Genomic DNA, 15,687 nt, shown 5'->3' with positions numbered 1-15,687 from the left:
GGGGTGGGTGGAGCGAGGGTGGGTGGGTAGAATGGCCGCACTCCACCGTCGATGATCGGAGAACGCAGTGGTCGCGTCATGGAGCGCGTCACGCGACGCCCGTCCGGAGGCGTCACGTCTGCTCATCGAGCGCGCCCATGAGGAACTGCTCGCCGGCAACCTCGAAGACCACCGCCTGCAGCAGGTGCGTCCGCTCGTGCGCGAGTCCTGGGAGCGATCCTGGCGCGGCCGCGTCGGACCCGAAGGCGCGCCGTCGCTCGAACTCGCCGAGGACGAACTGGAACGGTATCGGATCACGCATCCGCTCGCATCGGCGATGGACATGATCCGCTCGCTGCTTCTCCCCGGTGAGGTCCAGGACTCCGGGGTCATCGTCGCGGTCGGCGACCAGGCCGGCCGGCTGCTGTGGGTCGAGGGCGACCACCGCGTCCGTTCCCTCACCGGCAACATGGGCTTCGTCGAGGGAGCGAACTGGTCGGAAGACGTCGTCGGCACCGCGGCCCCGGGAACCGCGCTCCTCCTCGGCGAGTCCGTGCAGATCCGCGGCGCCGAGCACTACAACCGGCTCGTGCATCCGTGGTCGTGCACGGCCGCCCCGGTGCGAGACCCCGAGACGCAGCGCGTGCTCGGCGTCATCGACATCACCGGGGGCGATGAGGTCGTCACCCCGCAGGCGCGGCTGCTCGTCGACGCGACCGTGCGGGCCGTCGAATCCGAGCTCATGGTCGCCCGGCTCCGTCGTCGCACCGAGGTCCCGCAGCGTGCGACGACGCAGGCCGCGCTCACCGGCAAGGGCACCCTCCGCGGCGTGCTGCACGTGCTCGGCCGAGACCGCGCCCGCCTCGAGATCGACACGGAGTTCGGCGAACGCGTCATCGAGCTCAGCGCACGGCATGCCGCCATCATGCTCATGCTCGCGATCCACCGGCAGGGTCTCTCCGCCGAGCGCCTGGCGGAGCTCGTGTACGGCGAAGGCGCGTCGCCCGACACGCTGCGCCCCGAGATGGTGCGTCTGAGGAAGGTGCTGGAGCGCACGGCATCCGGTCTCATCCCCGAGTCCCGCCCCTACCGGCTGCCGATGCCGTTGGAGACGGATGCTCAAGACGTGCTGTCGCTTCTCGACCGGGGTGCGCACCGCGTCGCGCTGACCGCGTACCGCGGCCCTGTGCTGCCGGAGTCGACGTCGCCAGGCGTGGAGGAGTTCCGCGACTCGGTGCGGGCCGCGCTGCGCGAGGCGATGCTGTCGGAGGCCAGCCTCGACGTGCTCCTGGCGTACGCCGAGATCCCCGAGGGGCAGAACGACGCCGAAGTGCTGCGGCTGGCCTTGGAGATGCTGCCGGCTCGGTCGCCGAAGCGTGCCGGCCTGGTCAGCCGCATCGAGAGGCTCGACCGCGAGGCATGACCGTTCCCGTGGGTACGATGCGTCGCCCCACGGACGCGACGACTCACGCGCCTCGAACAGCCTGCGGCTCAGCGCCGCGGGGCGCGGGCGGGCGCACGCCGGCGCGGTGCAGGGCGCGCGCGACGATCCCCGACAGCGCACAGGCGATCGCGTACGACGCGAGTCGGCCCACCAGGGTGAGGAGCACCACGGTCGTGGTGAGCTGGTCGGGAGAGATGATCGGCAGCGACAGCGCGAAGATGACCAGCGCCGCGGCGCCCGCTCCGAGCCAGAGCGCGCCGCGCCGGCCGATGCGGCGCCGGAGGCCGAAGAGCAGGTCCATCGCCACCGCCGGCGCCACCACGGCCGCCAGCAGCAGCACGCCGAGCGGGCTGAAGGGCCACGCGATCAGAGCGCAGCACAGCGCCGTGATGGTCGCCGCACCGCGGCGGCCGGTGAGGCGCAGCGCGAGCAGCGGCGCGATCGCGGTGTAGCCGCCGACGAGCGAGTACAGCGGGGGCGACGCCGCCGCGAGCGTCCCGAGCACCGACGAGAGGGCGATCACCGCCATCGCGGTGAGGGCGCCGAGTGCGGCGCAGATCAGAAGATCGCGCGTCGTCGTGCGTGCAGAAGAAGGGTGCCGCGCATCGCGGCCCGGAGCATGGCTCATCGCGGACTCTCCTCGTCGGTCGTTTCGGAGCGCAGCAGCACGAGCCCGAGCCTGCGCGCGATCTGGACGGCGTCGTGACGGCCGGCGGCTCCGAGCTTGCGGTATATCGAGCGTAGCTGCGACTTGAGCGTATTCGTCGAGATCGAGAGCGTGCGCGCGATCTCGGGCAGCGTCGCCTCCTCGGCGAGCTCGATCAGCACGCGCTGTTCGCGGCGGGACAGCGCGATGATACTGCTCGGCTCGGGGTAGCGGGCCGAGCGCGACGAGAGCCCGGCGAGCAGGCGCGGGTGCGACGCGCCGAGGACCTGCAGGTCTGCGGCCGGCATCGAGACGAAGGGCGTCCGCAGCCCGGTGCGCTCGGCGATGGATGCTGCGCGGTCGAAGCGTTCCTGCGCCGTGTCCCGGTCCCCGTCGCGAAGGCTCGCGGATGCCGAGACGAGCAGCAGCTCGACCCTGATGTGCCACGGCAGCGACTCGCGCAGCGCGTGACGGTCGGCGAGGCTCGCCGCCTGGGCGTGATCTCCGGCGAGCAGCAGCGAGCGGCTTCTGGGCACCGCGAGGCGAGGGGCCCGGCGGAGCCGGTTCGGCGTCAGGAGCGCCGCGGCCTCGCTGCCGAGCCCGGAAGCCAGCAGCAGCTCGGCCTCGAGGGCGACCAGGACCGCGGTGAGGGCCGCGCCGATCCCGACCTTGGTGCGCTTCTCGGCGCGTCCCTCCTGCAGTGTCAGCAGCGCCGATTGCGGGCCGCGGCGCTGCCACTCGACGTGGGTCATGGCCTCGAGCGCGAAGGGCCAGTACTCCATGGTCGGCCAGTGCCGGTCGGTGCGCGCGAGGTGCTCGGCCGCCTCGCACGGGTCGAACCGCTCGAGTGCCACCCAGGCCGCGGCGAGGTGGTGGGTCACCGCGAAGAAGCTCTCGTCGAACTGGCGGGGCTTGCCGAGCTCATCCACGGTGCGCAGCGACGCGGCGGCGCGCACGACGTCGCCCCGTCGCGCATGCGCGAACGCGGTCAGGCCGTGCAGGTTCGCCTGCTGCAGGCGCGACATCCGGTGCCTCTCCTGCGTCGTGCTCACCGCGAGCCGTTCTGCGCCGGCCACGTCGTCGATGAAGCCGTAGGTGATGATCGACTGGGTGCGGATCAGCAGCATCGACGGTTCGAGGTGGTCGTCGGGGTCGTCGACCGACTCGAGCATCCGCACGAAGCGTCGCAGCGCGGCCGGGACCAGTTCGTAGCGCCCGACGAGCCGCAGTGCGACGGTGAGGATGCCCTGCACCCAGACCTGATCCGGCGTGGGGGCGCCGCGGGTGGTCAGCCGCTGTTTCTCGCACGCGGCTACCGCGGTGAGGAGCATCCGCACCGCCTTGGCCTGGCTGCCCGCCGCGTAGCGGGCGATGCCGTCGACGAGCATGAACAGCGGCTCGTCGCGCAGCACGCTGCGCGGCACGGCACGCAGGATCTCGGGATGCAGCCGCAGGCGCACGAGCACCTCGAAGAGATCCGAGCGCACGCATCGCCGCGCCAGCTCCCACTGACCCGCGTGGATCGCGGCCTCGAAGCCGCGCGCGAACTCCCCGCGACCCACGTGCCAGCTCGCGAGCCGGGTGAACGCGCCGGCGGTCGCCCCTTCGCGGCGGTCGAGCTCGTCGCGAAGGGCGCGCCTGAGCACGGGGTGGAGGCGGTACTGCTGCGGCTCGGTGTCGCCGTGCCAGGTGCCCAGGCCCCGTGACTCCAGCTCGCCGAGCACGGGGTGCCCATCGACGTCGGCGCCGAGCACCTCGGCCTGCTCGACGGTGAAGGCGTCGAGCACGGAGGTGACGGCGAGCAGGTCGAGTCCCTCGAGGCCGTCGAGCGAGGCGAGCAGGTGCCGATGCACGAGCGCGAGGTCGAGCGGCTCCGGTTCGCCGACCGGCATCCCGAAGACGGCGCGGCGGGCGTCGGAGAGCGAGCCCGACTCGGTGCGGCGTCGCCGCTCCAGCACCGCGCGGATGCCGAAGGGCCATCCCTCCAGCTCCTCGCGCAGCCGCGCCAGCTCGCGGGGCGAGGAGTCGACGCCCATGCCGGCGGCGAGGCCGCGCACCTCGATGTCGTCGAAGCGCAGTGCGGCCGCATCGAGGGTGAGCGTGTCGAGCCGCGAGGCGGTGGTCACGCTGCCGATCTCGGAGGCGATGTGCGTCGCCACGACGAGGCGCAGCTTCTCGGTGCGGGTGAGCAGCTCGATCAGATCGGTCTCGACGCGCGTGCCGGCGAGTCGTTCGAAGCCGTCCACGACGAGCACGACGGGTGCGGGAAGGGAGTCGAAGCCCCGGCGCAGCGCCGCGGGGAGCACGTCGGCGATGTCGCCGCGGACCTCCACCTGGGCGAGGTCGGTGCGCTCGACCAGCCCCGCCCGGTCGAGAACGTGCAGCACCTCCCGCCAGAAGGCGACGGCATCGCCGACGCTCTCGTCCGCGGTGACCCAGATCAGCGGCTCGGCGTCCGCCGGTCGCCGGCCCGCCCAGTCGGCGAGGAGCGACGTCTTGCCGAACCCCGACCCGGCCTGGACGATCGTCAGCGCCGGTGCCGGTGCGCGATCGAGCCGTTCGAGCAGACGGGTCCGAGGAAGGAGGGCCGGCGCCGTGCGCGGCACGCCGGTCGAGACGGGGGCGTCGGGGCGATCACGGGAGCGGGCTGCCGCTGCGGGAAGGGGGCCTGTCGAGGGGGGCGTGTCGTGTGTCATCTCTGATGTACGTGTGCTGCTGAGCCTGAGCGTCGCGGCGTCCCCGCACCCAGTCAAGCACAACGGCCGTTCCGTCCGGCGCGTACGGGCGTGCGGATGGGGTGAATTTCGGGGTCAGTTCCCGAGCATCCGTGGTCGACCGTCCCGGCCTGTCGATAGGCATGGTGAGAACGCGCGGGACGGGAGAGATCCCGCGCGCAACCATGCAGTCCTGGAGGGAGAGCAGATGGCCACGTCAACGCGTGCCCTGATCGGCCGGCGGAGGCCGGCAGCACGACCGGGAAGGTCGGGAGAACGTCGGAGGGCGGGTGTCGCGGCGGCGATCGTCGCCGCGCTCGCCGTGTCGCTGCTCGGCGTCGCGCTGCCGTCGCCCGCGCTCGCCGCGGGCAACACGCCGCCGTCGAACGCCTACTCGAATCAGTGGCTGTACGCCTACGTCGAGGCCGGTGAGACCGTGGTCGGCACCGGCAACATCGAGCAGGTGGTCGCTCCCGACGGAACCACCGCGCTCGGACCCGGTACGTACGGACCCGCAGCCGCCGACGGCGTCTGGCGCATCCATCTCCCGAGCCAGGGCACGAGCATCGGCTACAGCTGGACGGTGGACGTGCATGCGGCCGGATCCGGCCAGGTGATACCGGGCCGCGTCTGGTCCGATCGGTACTACATGCAGCAGGCGTCCGGAACCGCGAACACCGTCGACCTGAACTTCTGGATCGTGAACAACACCGGGTACGTGTACGCCGTCGAGCTCGACGACTACAACGGCGTCAACTCGATCTTCGAGGCGAACAGCGTGGGCTGGGCCGACGAGGCCGACTGCATCCCGCCCTACGCCTCGTACGAGCCGCCGGGCGGAGTGGGCACCACGCTCCCCCTCCCGGACTGCGGAGAGACCTACCGGGTGTTCTTCGAGGAGCCGGCCGACGACCTGCCGCAGGTCTCGAGCACGAACCTCGGAAGCGTGAACGTCCGGCCCGACCTGCTCGGCCCGGCCGATCTGGCCGTCGACGACCTCGCCTTCGCCCCCGCCGGGGGCGGGTCGGCCACCGGCACCTTCACCTACTCGATCAACGATCGCTTCACCGGCGGATACGTGCTGCAGATCGACGTCGACGGCGACGGATCGTACGACGGCCAGCGCGACCGCAGCATCCGGCTGGGCGCCGACGGCAGCGGATCGTACAGCTACGCGTTCGACGGTCTCGACGGGCTTGGCGATCCGATCGAGGACTGCACGCGCATGGGCGCACGGGTGTTCTTCGACAAGCTCGGCGAGGTGCACATCCTGCAGACCGACGTCGAGGGCAGGGCCGGCATCTCGATCCGGCGGCTGAACGGCGCCGGTGCGCCGGACTCGACGATCTACTGGGACGACACGCAGATGACCGGCGCACGCGTGAACACCACCCCGGTCCTGTCCGCGACCGACGGCGCCGACTCGGCGGGCGGTGCGCATGGCTGGGCCTATGACAACAACTCGTGGGGCAACGAGCGCGTCATCGACGACTGGACCTACCTGCCGGCCGACTTCGGGACCGGCGAGATCCAGTTCGGCGGACGCTGCCTCTCGATCGACAAGACGTCCGACTTCACCGAGGACTCCCGTCCCGGCGACGTCGTCGCCTACACGGTCACGGCGACCAATGTCGGAGACACCGACTACACCGTGGCCGATCCCGCCGTGCTCTTCGACGACCTCTCCGGGGTGCTCGACGACGCGACGTACAACGACGACGCGGCGGTCGTCGCGTCGGACGGCGACGACGTGCCGGCACCGGCGTTCATCGAGCCCTCGCACCTGTCGTGGGCGGGGCCGCTCGCGGCGGGGGAGAGCGTCGAGCTCACCTACACCGTGACCCTGGGCAGCGCCGGAGACGGCGAGGTCGCCAACGTGGCCTGGCAGCCCGTCACCACGCCCCCGCCCGGCCAGGTGCCGCCCACGCCGCTCTGCGAGGACGCCGTCGACGGCCGTGACCCGGTCACGGGAGAGGCATGTGACGGCACCGTGGGCGAGCTGCCCCGTCTGACCATCGCGAAGACCGCGGACGCCACCACGCTGCCCACCGACGGCGACGAGGTCACGTACACCGTGACGGTGACCAACGAGGGCCCCGGCTTCTACACGGACGACGCTCCGGCCACCATGACCGACAGCCTGGAAGAGGTGCTCGACGACGCAGAGTTCGGCGAGATCCTCGCACCGGCCGCCGGCGCGGAGTTCGACGCCGACGCCGAGGAGCTCACCTGGTCGGGACCGCTCGCGGCGGGAGCGTCGATCGAGATCCGCTACACCGTCGTGTACGACGCGACCGCCGGAGACTCGGTGCTCACCAACACCGCGTGCGTGCCGGAGGCCGACACGCTGCCCGGAGCCGAGAGCTGCGCCACCGTGCGCATCCCCGGCGGGCGGCTCGCGGTGAGCAAGTCGGTCGACCCGGCCGATGGCAGCACGGTGCAGAGCGGTCAGGACGTCACCTACACGCTGACCTTCGAGAGCACGGGCGAGTCCGAGGTGACCGTCGACAAGGTCGACGACCTATCAGGCGTGCTCGACGACGCAGAGTTCGTCGAGGGTTCGATCGACGTGTCGGATGCCGCCGCGCTGACCGCGGTCGTCGACGGCGACGAGCTCGCGATCGACGGCACGATCCCCGCGGGCCAGACGGTCACCGTGTCCTACACGGTCACGGTGGCGCCCTACGCCGAGCAGGGCGACCATGTCCTCGCGAACGTGGTGCAGAACCCCGACGGCACGTGCGGTCCCGAGGGCTGCCCCGGCACCGAGAACCCGATCCGGCACTTCTCGATCACCAAGACGGCGGAGCCAGTCGACGACGTGACGTCCGGCGACGTCGTGACCTACACCGTCACCGTCACGAACGATGGCGCGGCCGACTACACGACGGATGCTCCGGCATCCGTGACCGACGACCTCACCGACGTGCTGGACGACGCCGTCTACGACGGAGGCGCCACGGCGGTGTCGTCCGACGGGTCGGCCGTTCCGGCCCCGCAGTACGGCGAGCCCGTGCTGACCTGGTCGGGACCGGTCGCGGCGGGCGAGTCGGTCGAGATCACGTACACGGTGACGGTCACGAACCTCGGCGACCACGACCTCGTGAACGTGGCGGCTCCGGTGTGCGCGCCCGGCGAGGACTGCGATCCGCCCGTGAGCGTCGAGATCCTGCTGCCGAGCATCGTTCCCGCGAAGAGCTCCGATCCGGCATCCGGTGAGAGCCTGCTGGCGGGCGACGTGGTCGACTACACGCTGAGCTGGACGAACGACGGCCAGGCCGCCGGCGCGCTGGACTCGACGGACGACCTCACGGGAGTGCTCGACGACGCCGACATCACGACCGCTCCGCAGACCTCCGCTGACGGGATCGAGCTCGTGTTCGACCCCGACGCGGGCACGCTGCGGGTGACGGGTGAGCTGGCTCCGGGCGAGACGGTGACCGTGACCTACAGCGTCACGGTCCGTCCCGACGGCGAGCGCGGCGACAACATCGTGGGCAACGTCCTCGTCCCGGACGTGCCGCCGTTCGAGTGCGCCGATGCAGACCCGGAGTGCGATCCGTTCGTGCCGCCCGCGACGAGCCACCCCGTCGGAGAGCTCGACGACTGGAAGACGGTCGACCCGGCATCCGGGGCCACCGTGCGCGCAGGGCAGGAGGTGACCTACACGCTGCACTTCGCCAACATCGGCGAGGCCGACGTGGACGTGGCCCGCGAGGACGTGCTCACCCAGGTGCTCGACGACGCGACCGTCGTCTCCCCGCCGGAGTCGTCGGATGCTGCGCTGAGCGTCTTCGACGTCGCGGACGGGCGGTTCCTCGTGGCAGGCACCCTGGCCCCCGGCCAGGAGGCCACGGTGGTCTACACGGTCGTCGTGAACGACGACGGCGAGCGCGGCGACGACCGGCTCGGCAACTTCCTCGTCGACGAGGGCGAGGAGCCTCCGGCGACCTGTGAGCCGACGGATGCCGAGCGCGCCGACTGCACGGTCAACCCCGTCTCGAACGTGCAGGTGACCAAGTCGGCCGACCCGGCATCCGGCACGACGATCGCGTACGACCAGCGGGTCACCTACACGCTGACGTTCCGCAACGTGGGCACCAACCCGGCGGCAGCGCCGGTGGCGGTGGACTACACCGATCACCTGTCCGGTGTACTCGACGACGCCGTGCTCTCGGGTGCCCCTGCGGCATCCGACCCGTCGCTCACGGCGGCGGTGCAGGGTCAGGCCATCCGGATCACCGGCACGGTCGCGACCGGTGACGTGGTCACGGTGACGTACACGGTGGCGCCCAAGGCGTACGACGAGCAGGGCGACCACGTGCTCGCCAACGTCGTCGCGCAGACCGGCGAGGAGCCGATCTGCGTGCCCGACAGCCAGCTGTGCACCACGCACGAGCTCACCCCGCCGCCGCCCCTCGCCGCGACGGGTGGAGAGGTCGCGGCCTCCCTGCTGGCCGCGATGATGGCGCTGCTGATCGGCGGAGGGATCTTCCTCGCCGTGAGCAGGCGCCGGCGCTCAGTCGACCAGATCGGCTGACCCCAGCGGTTCGAGGAGCGCGAAGTGTTGCTGATCTCCCGGCATTCGAACACTTTGCGCTCCTCGAACCGTCGCTGCGGGCCGTAGGGTCGTGGCATGGCCGAGGAATGGGCGTGGCTCGAGGACGGGCCGGTGTTCTCCCCGCGGGGGGAGCGTCGGTCGCGGACGGTCCGCGTGCCGCACGGGGTGACGCTCGCCCCGATCGGCGCCGGCTACATGGGGCTGGTCGCGGCGTTCGCGGTGAGCGTCGGCCTCGCGGTGGCGGGGTCCGGCCTTCTCTTCGACACCGCCGTCACCGACGGCGAGGCAGTCGGCTGGTGGTGGCTCGTGCTCGCGGTGCCCGCGGTGCTCGCCGCGGTCTTCACTGCCAGCGGAGTCTTCGTCGAGGGCACCGAGCGCATCATGAAGTCGTCCACGCTGGCGCTGATCGTGTTCTCGGCTCTCGCCGGCGGATCTGCGATCGGTCTCGGCCTCATCGCAGCGAATGCCGGACTGATCCGACCGTGGTCCGGGCGGGAGGCCGGCGAGGCCGTGGTCCCCGGCACCCTGGCATCCCTGTGCGCGCTCGCCACGGCCGTGCTGGCGGCCCTCGCCGTCTCTTCGGCGCGCCGCGCAAGGGCCGAGGTCGCCAGGGTGCTGCGCCTGCGGGCGACCGCGCCTCGGTACGCGGGGATGATCACCGCCCTTCCGGACCCTGCCCGATGGCACGAGGGCGGAGATGTGCCGATCCGCTACGAGGACGACCGCGGCGAGCACACGGTCGTCGTGCGACTGAACTCCTACGCCCACGAGATCCCGGTGCCCGGTTCGCGGGTGATCGTGTTCCGCGACGAGGACGGTGGTCTGCACGTCGAGCTCGATCCCGAGCATCCGGTGCGGTACACACCGCACAGCCGACGTTACGATTCCGACACGAGCGGCGGCGGGAACTGACCCGCCCGACGCCCTGCAACCCGATGCAACGTTGCGCACCGGGACGCAACCTCCGGCGGCCTACCTTCGTCACACCAGCCGCGAATCTCCGACGCGGCCCGTCGAAGGAGACATGATGACCATCGTCGAAGAAGACGTGTCAACCGCCTACGCCGCTCCCGGTCAGCCGGGAGCACTCGCGAACTACCGCGCCCGCTACGGCCACTACATCGGCGGCCAGTTCGTGGAACCCGTCAAGGGCCAGTACTTCGAGAACGTCAGTCCCGTCAACGGCAAGCCGTTCACCGAGGTCGGCCGCGGTACGGCCGAAGACATCGACCGCGCCGTCGACGTCGCCTGGAAGGCGTTCGCCACGTGGGGCAAGACCAGCCCCACCGAGCGCGCGAACCTGCTCAACCGCATCGCCGACCGCATCGAGCAGCACCTCGAGGAGATCGCGATCGCCGAGACCTGGGAGAACGGCAAGCCCGTGCGCGAGACGCTGGCCGCCGACATCCCGCTCGCGATCGACCACTTCCGCTACTTCGCCGGCGTGCTGCGTGCGCAGGAGGGCGGCATCAGCCAGCTCGACGAGAACACCGTCGCGTACCACTTCCACGAGCCGCTCGGCGTCGTCGGCCAGATCATCCCGTGGAACTTCCCGATCCTCATGGCCACGTGGAAGCTCGCGCCCGCGCTCGCTGCAGGCAACTGCATCGTCATCAAGCCGGCCGAGCAGACGCCCGCGTCGATCCTCTTCCTGTTCGACATCATCGGCGACCTCATTCCCGCCGGTGTGGTGAACATCGTCAACGGCTTCGGCATCGAGGCCGGCGCGCCGCTCGCCCAGCACAAGCGCATCCGCAAGGTCGCCTTCACGGGCGAGACCACGACCGGACGCCTCATCATGCAGTACGCCTCGCAGAACCTCATCCCGGTGACGCTCGAGCTCGGGGGCAAGAGCCCGAACGTCTTCTTCGAGGACGTCGCCCGCTCGACGTCCGACGCCTACTACGACAAGGCGCTCGAGGGGTTCACGATGTTCGCGCTGAACCAGGGCGAGGTCTGCACGTGCCCGTCGCGCGCGCTCATCCAGCGCTCGATCTACGACGGCTTCCTCGCCGACGGACTCGAGCGGGTGAAGAAGGTCGTGCAGGGCAACCCGCTCGACCCCGCCACGATGATCGGCGCACAGGCGTCGAACGACCAGCTGGAGAAGATCCTCAGCTACATCGACATCGGCAAGCAGGGCGGCGCGCGTCTGCTGACCGGCGGTGAGCGGGTCGACCTCGGCGGCGACCTCAGCGACGGGTTCTACGTCGCGCCGACCGTGTTCGAGGGCACGAACGACATGCGCATCTTCCAGGAGGAGATCTTCGGGCCGGTGCTGTCGGTGACGAGCTTCGACGACTTCGCCGACGCGATCTCGATCGCCAACGACACGCTCTACGGCCTCGGCGCCGGGGTGTGGAGCCGCGACGGCGACACCGCGTACCGCGCGGGCCGGGCGATCGAGGCCGGACGCGTGTGGACGAACACGTACCACCAGTACCCGGCGCACGCGGCGTTCGGCGGGTACAAGCAGTCGGGCGTCGGCCGCGAGAACCACAAGATGATGCTCGACCACTACCAGCAGACCAAGAACCTCCTGGTCTCGTACGCCGAAGGACCGATGGGCTTCTTCTGATCGGTCCTTCCCCATGCCCCTGCTCGCTCAGGATCCGAGCGGAGTGGGGACGGGGGCAGGGGGATCCGGGCGGGCACCGGGGGCGCCCGCCCGGATCGGCGCGGCAGGAAGGAGAAGACGATGCCGCAGCGAGTGGACGTGACGGATGCCGCCGCATCCCTCATCCGCGATCTCACGGCGCAGCACGGACCGCTGATGTTCCATCAGTCGGGCGGATGCTGCGACGGGTCGGCGCCGATGTGCTACCCGGTCGGCATGTTCCTCACCGGACCGGGCGATGTGCTGCTGGGGACGCTGGAGGTCGGCCTCCCCGACCCGGTCGAGGTCTACATGTCGGCGTCGCAGTTCGAGTACTGGAAGTACACGCACCTCACGATCGACGTCGTGCCCGGCAGGGGAGCCGGGTTCAGCGTGGAGGGCCCGACGGGCATGCGATTCCTCATCCGGTCTCGGATGCTCGACGAGGCCGAGCTCGCCCACTTCGGACTGCTCCCGCAGCGGTGAGCGGTCGCGCAACCCGATGCAACGTGCGCCGGTATACCATCTTTCTGTACGCAGTGCAGATCCAGTCCCCAGCTGAGCGCACTGCGGGGCGGCTCGGCCGCCATGCGGAGAGGATCCCCAGTCCTCTCTGATCCCGAGGGGGGATGGGGTGGGCAGCTGATCCCCAAAGCAGCACCCACCCCCACACTCGGCCTCAGTGGCCGAACGTGTCGGCGACCCTGGCCCAGAGCCAGAAGACGCCGGCCGCGAGCGCGATGACGATCGGAAGCCACTGCACGCTGCGCCGGAGGCGACGGCCCTGCGGAGCGACTCCCGGCGGCGGCGCGAGAAGACCCGTCGGTGCAGCGAAGGGGAGGCTCGCCGCATCCCCGTGCGGCGCGCCGGGAGCGGATGCCGTCGCCGCCAGACGCTCGTCGCGCCAGCGCGCCCACTGGTCGAACTTCACGAGCAGCGCGCCGACCGCGCCGAACAGCCAGGCCCACGTCGCCGGATCGAGCGTCGACACGCGGCGCTGGGTGTAGAGGAACAGCCAGTCGTCGACGATCTCGACGTCGAGCTCGGCGGCGTTGTCGATGAACCGGGCCATGATGTCGGGCGTGAAGAGGTACAGCGCGTCGGCCTCGTAGCCCGAGGGGCAGTAGAGGGTGAAGTGCTGGTCGAAGTCGCCCTCGAGCGACAGCCGCTGGGCACGGTCGAAGTGCGCGGGCAGGTTCGACCCGAAGGCGTTGTTGCCCTTCGCGTCGAGCACGATGTTCGGCAGCGGCACGTCGAGCTTCACCGCGACGTAGCCCCACCGGTAGGTCGTCGAGTTCTTCCCCGACTGCACCGTGTACTGGTAGTTGCCGAACTCGACGAAACGCGGATGCGTGCCGCGCACGAGGTCGGTGGCGACGCGCGACCGGCCGAGGCTGAAGATCATGCCCGGAAGAGGGGGATCGGCGACGCGCTCGACATAGCTCATCCCGTTCGCTCGCGCGAAACGGGGGAGCCGGTACCGGGTGATCCGCGCACGGCGCCAGCCGGCGACGGCGAGTGCCACGATCGCTGCACCGGCCGCGGCGATGAGCAGCAGCGGCACCGCGGCGAGCGGGGACGACCCCCCGCCGTGCACCGCGAGAGCGACGAGCGCCGTCACGACGACGGGCACCAGGACGACACCCGCCAGCACCGCAACGACGATGCCGATCACCGTGGAGGCGGCGACGCCCTCGGTGCGGCGCGCCCGCAGCTCGGCCGCGAACGCCCGGACGGCGGCCGGGTCGACGGGCTCCCACAGGGGTCGCGCATCGAACGACGCCTGCGGCTGCGGGGCCGTCACCGGTTCACCTCGTCGGCGTCCCACGCCAGGCTCGCATCCGCGGGGATCGGCAGCGCCTCGATCCGGTCGTCGGCGCAGAGCGCGGCGATGAGCTCGGCGCTGCCGGCGACGACGGTGGAGTCGAAGTCGATCTCCGACACCAGCACCCAGGCGTGATCGGCGGGCCACAGGATGCCGGGGCTGTGCGCCTGCGGCGGGAATCCCCTCTCCTCGGCGGGCAGGTCGCGCCACGGCGCAGTCAGTACCCATCCCGGAGCGGCGAACTCGCGGGCGGATGCCGAGAACAGGACGTACCTGCGATCGGGGAGCTCGAGGCGCGGAGCCTCGGAGATCTCGCGCGAGAGGATCCCCTCCTGCCACGTCGGAGTGCGGAAGCCGTTGTTGAGGGGGTCATGGATGCTCCGTTCGAGCAGCTGCTGGTGGGCCGCGTCGTCGCCGACCTCGAAGAACAGGCGTGACGGGCCGTGGCCGAGATGGCCGAGCAGGTCGCCCCATCCCTCCCAAAGCGCGGCGACGCCGGCATCCGGTGTCGCCGTGTGCACGACGAGGTGCTCGGCCACCGCGGCGAGGAGCTCAGGTTCGAGGTGGCCTTCCTCCGGCGCCGTGAACTCGCGGCCGTCGGGGGAGATCCGGGTGTTCCAGTCGTCGCCGGGCGGCGTGCGCACGATGCTCTGCCACTGCGCGAGCGGATGCATGGTCGTGCCGAACGCCGCTGCGACATCGCGCCAGGTCGTCGGTTCGTCGACGAACCGGTCCATCAGCCGCTGCGACTCCGAAGGCGGCATCCGTTCCCATTCGGCACGCGCGGGCACGGCGCGATCGGGGAGCGACCGCACGGTGGCCGGATGGAACACGCGGGCGTATGCCGGAAAGCCCCGCGGCACCACGCAGTGCATGCTCGCACCGATCGCGCCATCGAGTCGCGCACGCAGCCATTCCCCGGCCGTCGGATCGGCGATCCACTCCATGCCACCACGGTACCCGCAGGGGCAGACGCGGTACGGTGAGCACCGTGCTTCAGCCCGACTACCCGATCCGCACAGAGCGGCTGCTGCTGCGGCCGATCACCCCCGACGACGCACCGGCGATGCTGGCGTACAAGTCGGATGCCGAGAGCGTGCGGTACGTGCCATACGGACCGCTCACGCTCGCGGACGTGGAGGAGCGCATCGCGACGCGATGGTCGACGACCCGCTTCGAGAAGGAGGGCGACGCCGTGTGCCTCGCCCTGGAGGAGCGCCGCACCGGCCGCCTCGTCGGCGACGTCGTGCTGTTCTGGCGGAGCGAGTCCGATCGGGCCGGCGAGGTCGGGTACATCCTCGATCCGCGCGCGGCAGGCCACGGCTACGCCTCGGAGGCCGTGCGCGCCCTGCTCCACGTCGGCTTCGACGGCCTGGGGCTACATCGCATCGCGGCGCGGATCGACGAGCGCAACGCCGCGTCGATCCGGGTCGTCGAGCGACTGGGCTTCCGGCGGGAGGCCCGGCTGGTCGAGAGCGAGTGGTTCAAGGGGGAGTGGAGCACCCTGCTCATCTACGCCCTGCTCGAGGACGAGTGGCGATCGTCCATAATCGAACAGTGACCGCGACAGCATCCCTCCCCTCCCTCGATGGCCGCCGCTTCCGGATGGTCTCGTCCACGACATCGGCGGTCGACCCCGACGCGCCGAGCGTGTTCACCTACTGGGAACGCGACGGGGCGATCTGGGGGGACTACGAGGGCGACACCGTCACCTTCGGGCGCTTCGTCGGCACCCGCACCGGCGACACGATCTGGGTGTCCTTCGTGCACGTGCTGGCCGCCGACGGCACGGTGGTCACGGGCGACGGCGAGAGCGAGCTGCAGCTCACCGACGACGGCCGCGTGCGCCTCGTCGAGCACTACGAGATGCACGGGGCGCCTCAGCTCAGCGTGTGCGAGGAGATCCCCGCCTGATCCGTCGC

At 71.0% G+C, this 15,687-nt stretch carries 11 protein-coding genes; 7 read left to right on the top strand and 4 right to left on the bottom strand.

Translation table 11 applies throughout. The features are described from left to right. Positions 1 to 67 precede the first annotated feature (67 nt). Positions 68 to 1,402 carry a GAF domain-containing protein gene (locus AB663_RS03980; protein WP_067196043.1) on the top strand — a complete coding sequence of 445 codons (1,335 nt, stop codon included), beginning with the start codon at positions 68 to 70 and terminating at the stop codon, positions 1,400 to 1,402. A gap of 43 nt (positions 1,403 to 1,445) precedes the next feature. On the opposite strand, the gene AB663_RS03975 is transcribed toward AB663_RS03980, so the two are convergent. Together AB663_RS03975 and AB663_RS03970 are read right to left on the bottom strand one after the other, a co-directional pair. Continuing rightward, positions 1,446 to 2,051, bottom strand: a complete 606-nt coding sequence (locus tag AB663_RS03975; protein WP_067196041.1) for a hypothetical protein — start codon at positions 2,049 to 2,051, stop codon at positions 1,446 to 1,448. After that, positions 2,048 to 4,765 carry a LuxR C-terminal-related transcriptional regulator gene (locus AB663_RS03970; protein ID WP_198147922.1) on the bottom strand — a complete coding sequence of 906 codons (2,718 nt, stop codon included), beginning with the start codon at positions 4,763 to 4,765 and terminating at the stop codon, positions 2,048 to 2,050. The genes AB663_RS03975 and AB663_RS03970 overlap by 4 nt, the downstream gene beginning before the upstream one ends. Before the next feature lie 226 nt (positions 4,766 to 4,991). Between AB663_RS03970 and AB663_RS03965 the strand changes: the two genes are divergently transcribed. The 4 genes from AB663_RS03965 (at position 4,992) to AB663_RS03950 (ending at position 12,426) form a co-directional block, all read left to right on the top strand. Then, on the top strand, positions 4,992 to 9,323 hold the full coding sequence (locus tag AB663_RS03965; RefSeq protein ID WP_067196037.1) for a DUF7927 domain-containing protein: 4,332 nt from the start codon (positions 4,992 to 4,994) through the stop codon (positions 9,321 to 9,323). A gap of 96 nt (positions 9,324 to 9,419) precedes the next feature. Then, positions 9,420 to 10,256 carry a hypothetical protein gene (locus AB663_RS03960; protein WP_067196035.1) on the top strand — a complete coding sequence of 279 codons (837 nt, stop codon included), beginning with the start codon at positions 9,420 to 9,422 and terminating at the stop codon, positions 10,254 to 10,256. A 115-nt stretch (positions 10,257 to 10,371) separates the two neighbouring features. Next, positions 10,372 to 11,922 carry an acetaldehyde dehydrogenase ExaC gene (gene exaC / locus AB663_RS03955; RefSeq protein WP_067202129.1) on the top strand — a complete coding sequence of 517 codons (1,551 nt, stop codon included), beginning with the start codon at positions 10,372 to 10,374 and terminating at the stop codon, positions 11,920 to 11,922. A 120-nt stretch (positions 11,923 to 12,042) separates the two neighbouring features. Then, positions 12,043 to 12,426, top strand: a complete 384-nt coding sequence (locus tag AB663_RS03950) for a DUF779 domain-containing protein (protein WP_067196033.1) — start codon at positions 12,043 to 12,045, stop codon at positions 12,424 to 12,426. A gap of 193 nt (positions 12,427 to 12,619) precedes the next feature. Here the strand turns inward: AB663_RS03950 and AB663_RS03945 are convergent, their stop codons facing one another. Together AB663_RS03945 and AB663_RS03940 are read right to left on the bottom strand one after the other, a co-directional pair. Further along, positions 12,620 to 13,744, bottom strand: coding sequence for a hypothetical protein (locus AB663_RS03945; RefSeq protein WP_067196031.1), 1,125 nt, complete (start codon positions 13,742 to 13,744; stop codon positions 12,620 to 12,622). Next, positions 13,741 to 14,712, bottom strand: a complete 972-nt coding sequence (locus AB663_RS03940) for a hypothetical protein (protein WP_067196029.1) — start codon at positions 14,710 to 14,712, stop codon at positions 13,741 to 13,743. Before AB663_RS03940 ends, AB663_RS03945 begins: the two co-directional genes overlap by 4 nt. A gap of 35 nt (positions 14,713 to 14,747) precedes the next feature. On the opposite strand from AB663_RS03940, the gene AB663_RS03935 reads away from it, so the two are divergent. Both AB663_RS03935 and AB663_RS03930 read left to right on the top strand, forming a co-directional pair. Continuing rightward, positions 14,748 to 15,326, top strand: a complete 579-nt coding sequence (locus tag AB663_RS03935; RefSeq protein ID WP_232304625.1) for a GNAT family N-acetyltransferase — start codon at positions 14,748 to 14,750, stop codon at positions 15,324 to 15,326. Beyond that, positions 15,323 to 15,679, top strand: coding sequence for a hypothetical protein (locus AB663_RS03930; protein ID WP_232304624.1), 357 nt, complete (start codon positions 15,323 to 15,325; stop codon positions 15,677 to 15,679). Before AB663_RS03935 ends, AB663_RS03930 begins: the two co-directional genes overlap by 4 nt. Positions 15,680 to 15,687: the final 8 nt, after the last annotated feature.

Source organism: Microbacterium sp. XT11 (assembly GCF_001513675.1).
Classification (GTDB): domain Bacteria; phylum Actinomycetota; class Actinomycetes; order Actinomycetales; family Microbacteriaceae; genus Microbacterium.
Note: the sequence above shows the minus strand (reverse complement) of the source record. Positions and strands in the feature narration are given on the sequence as shown.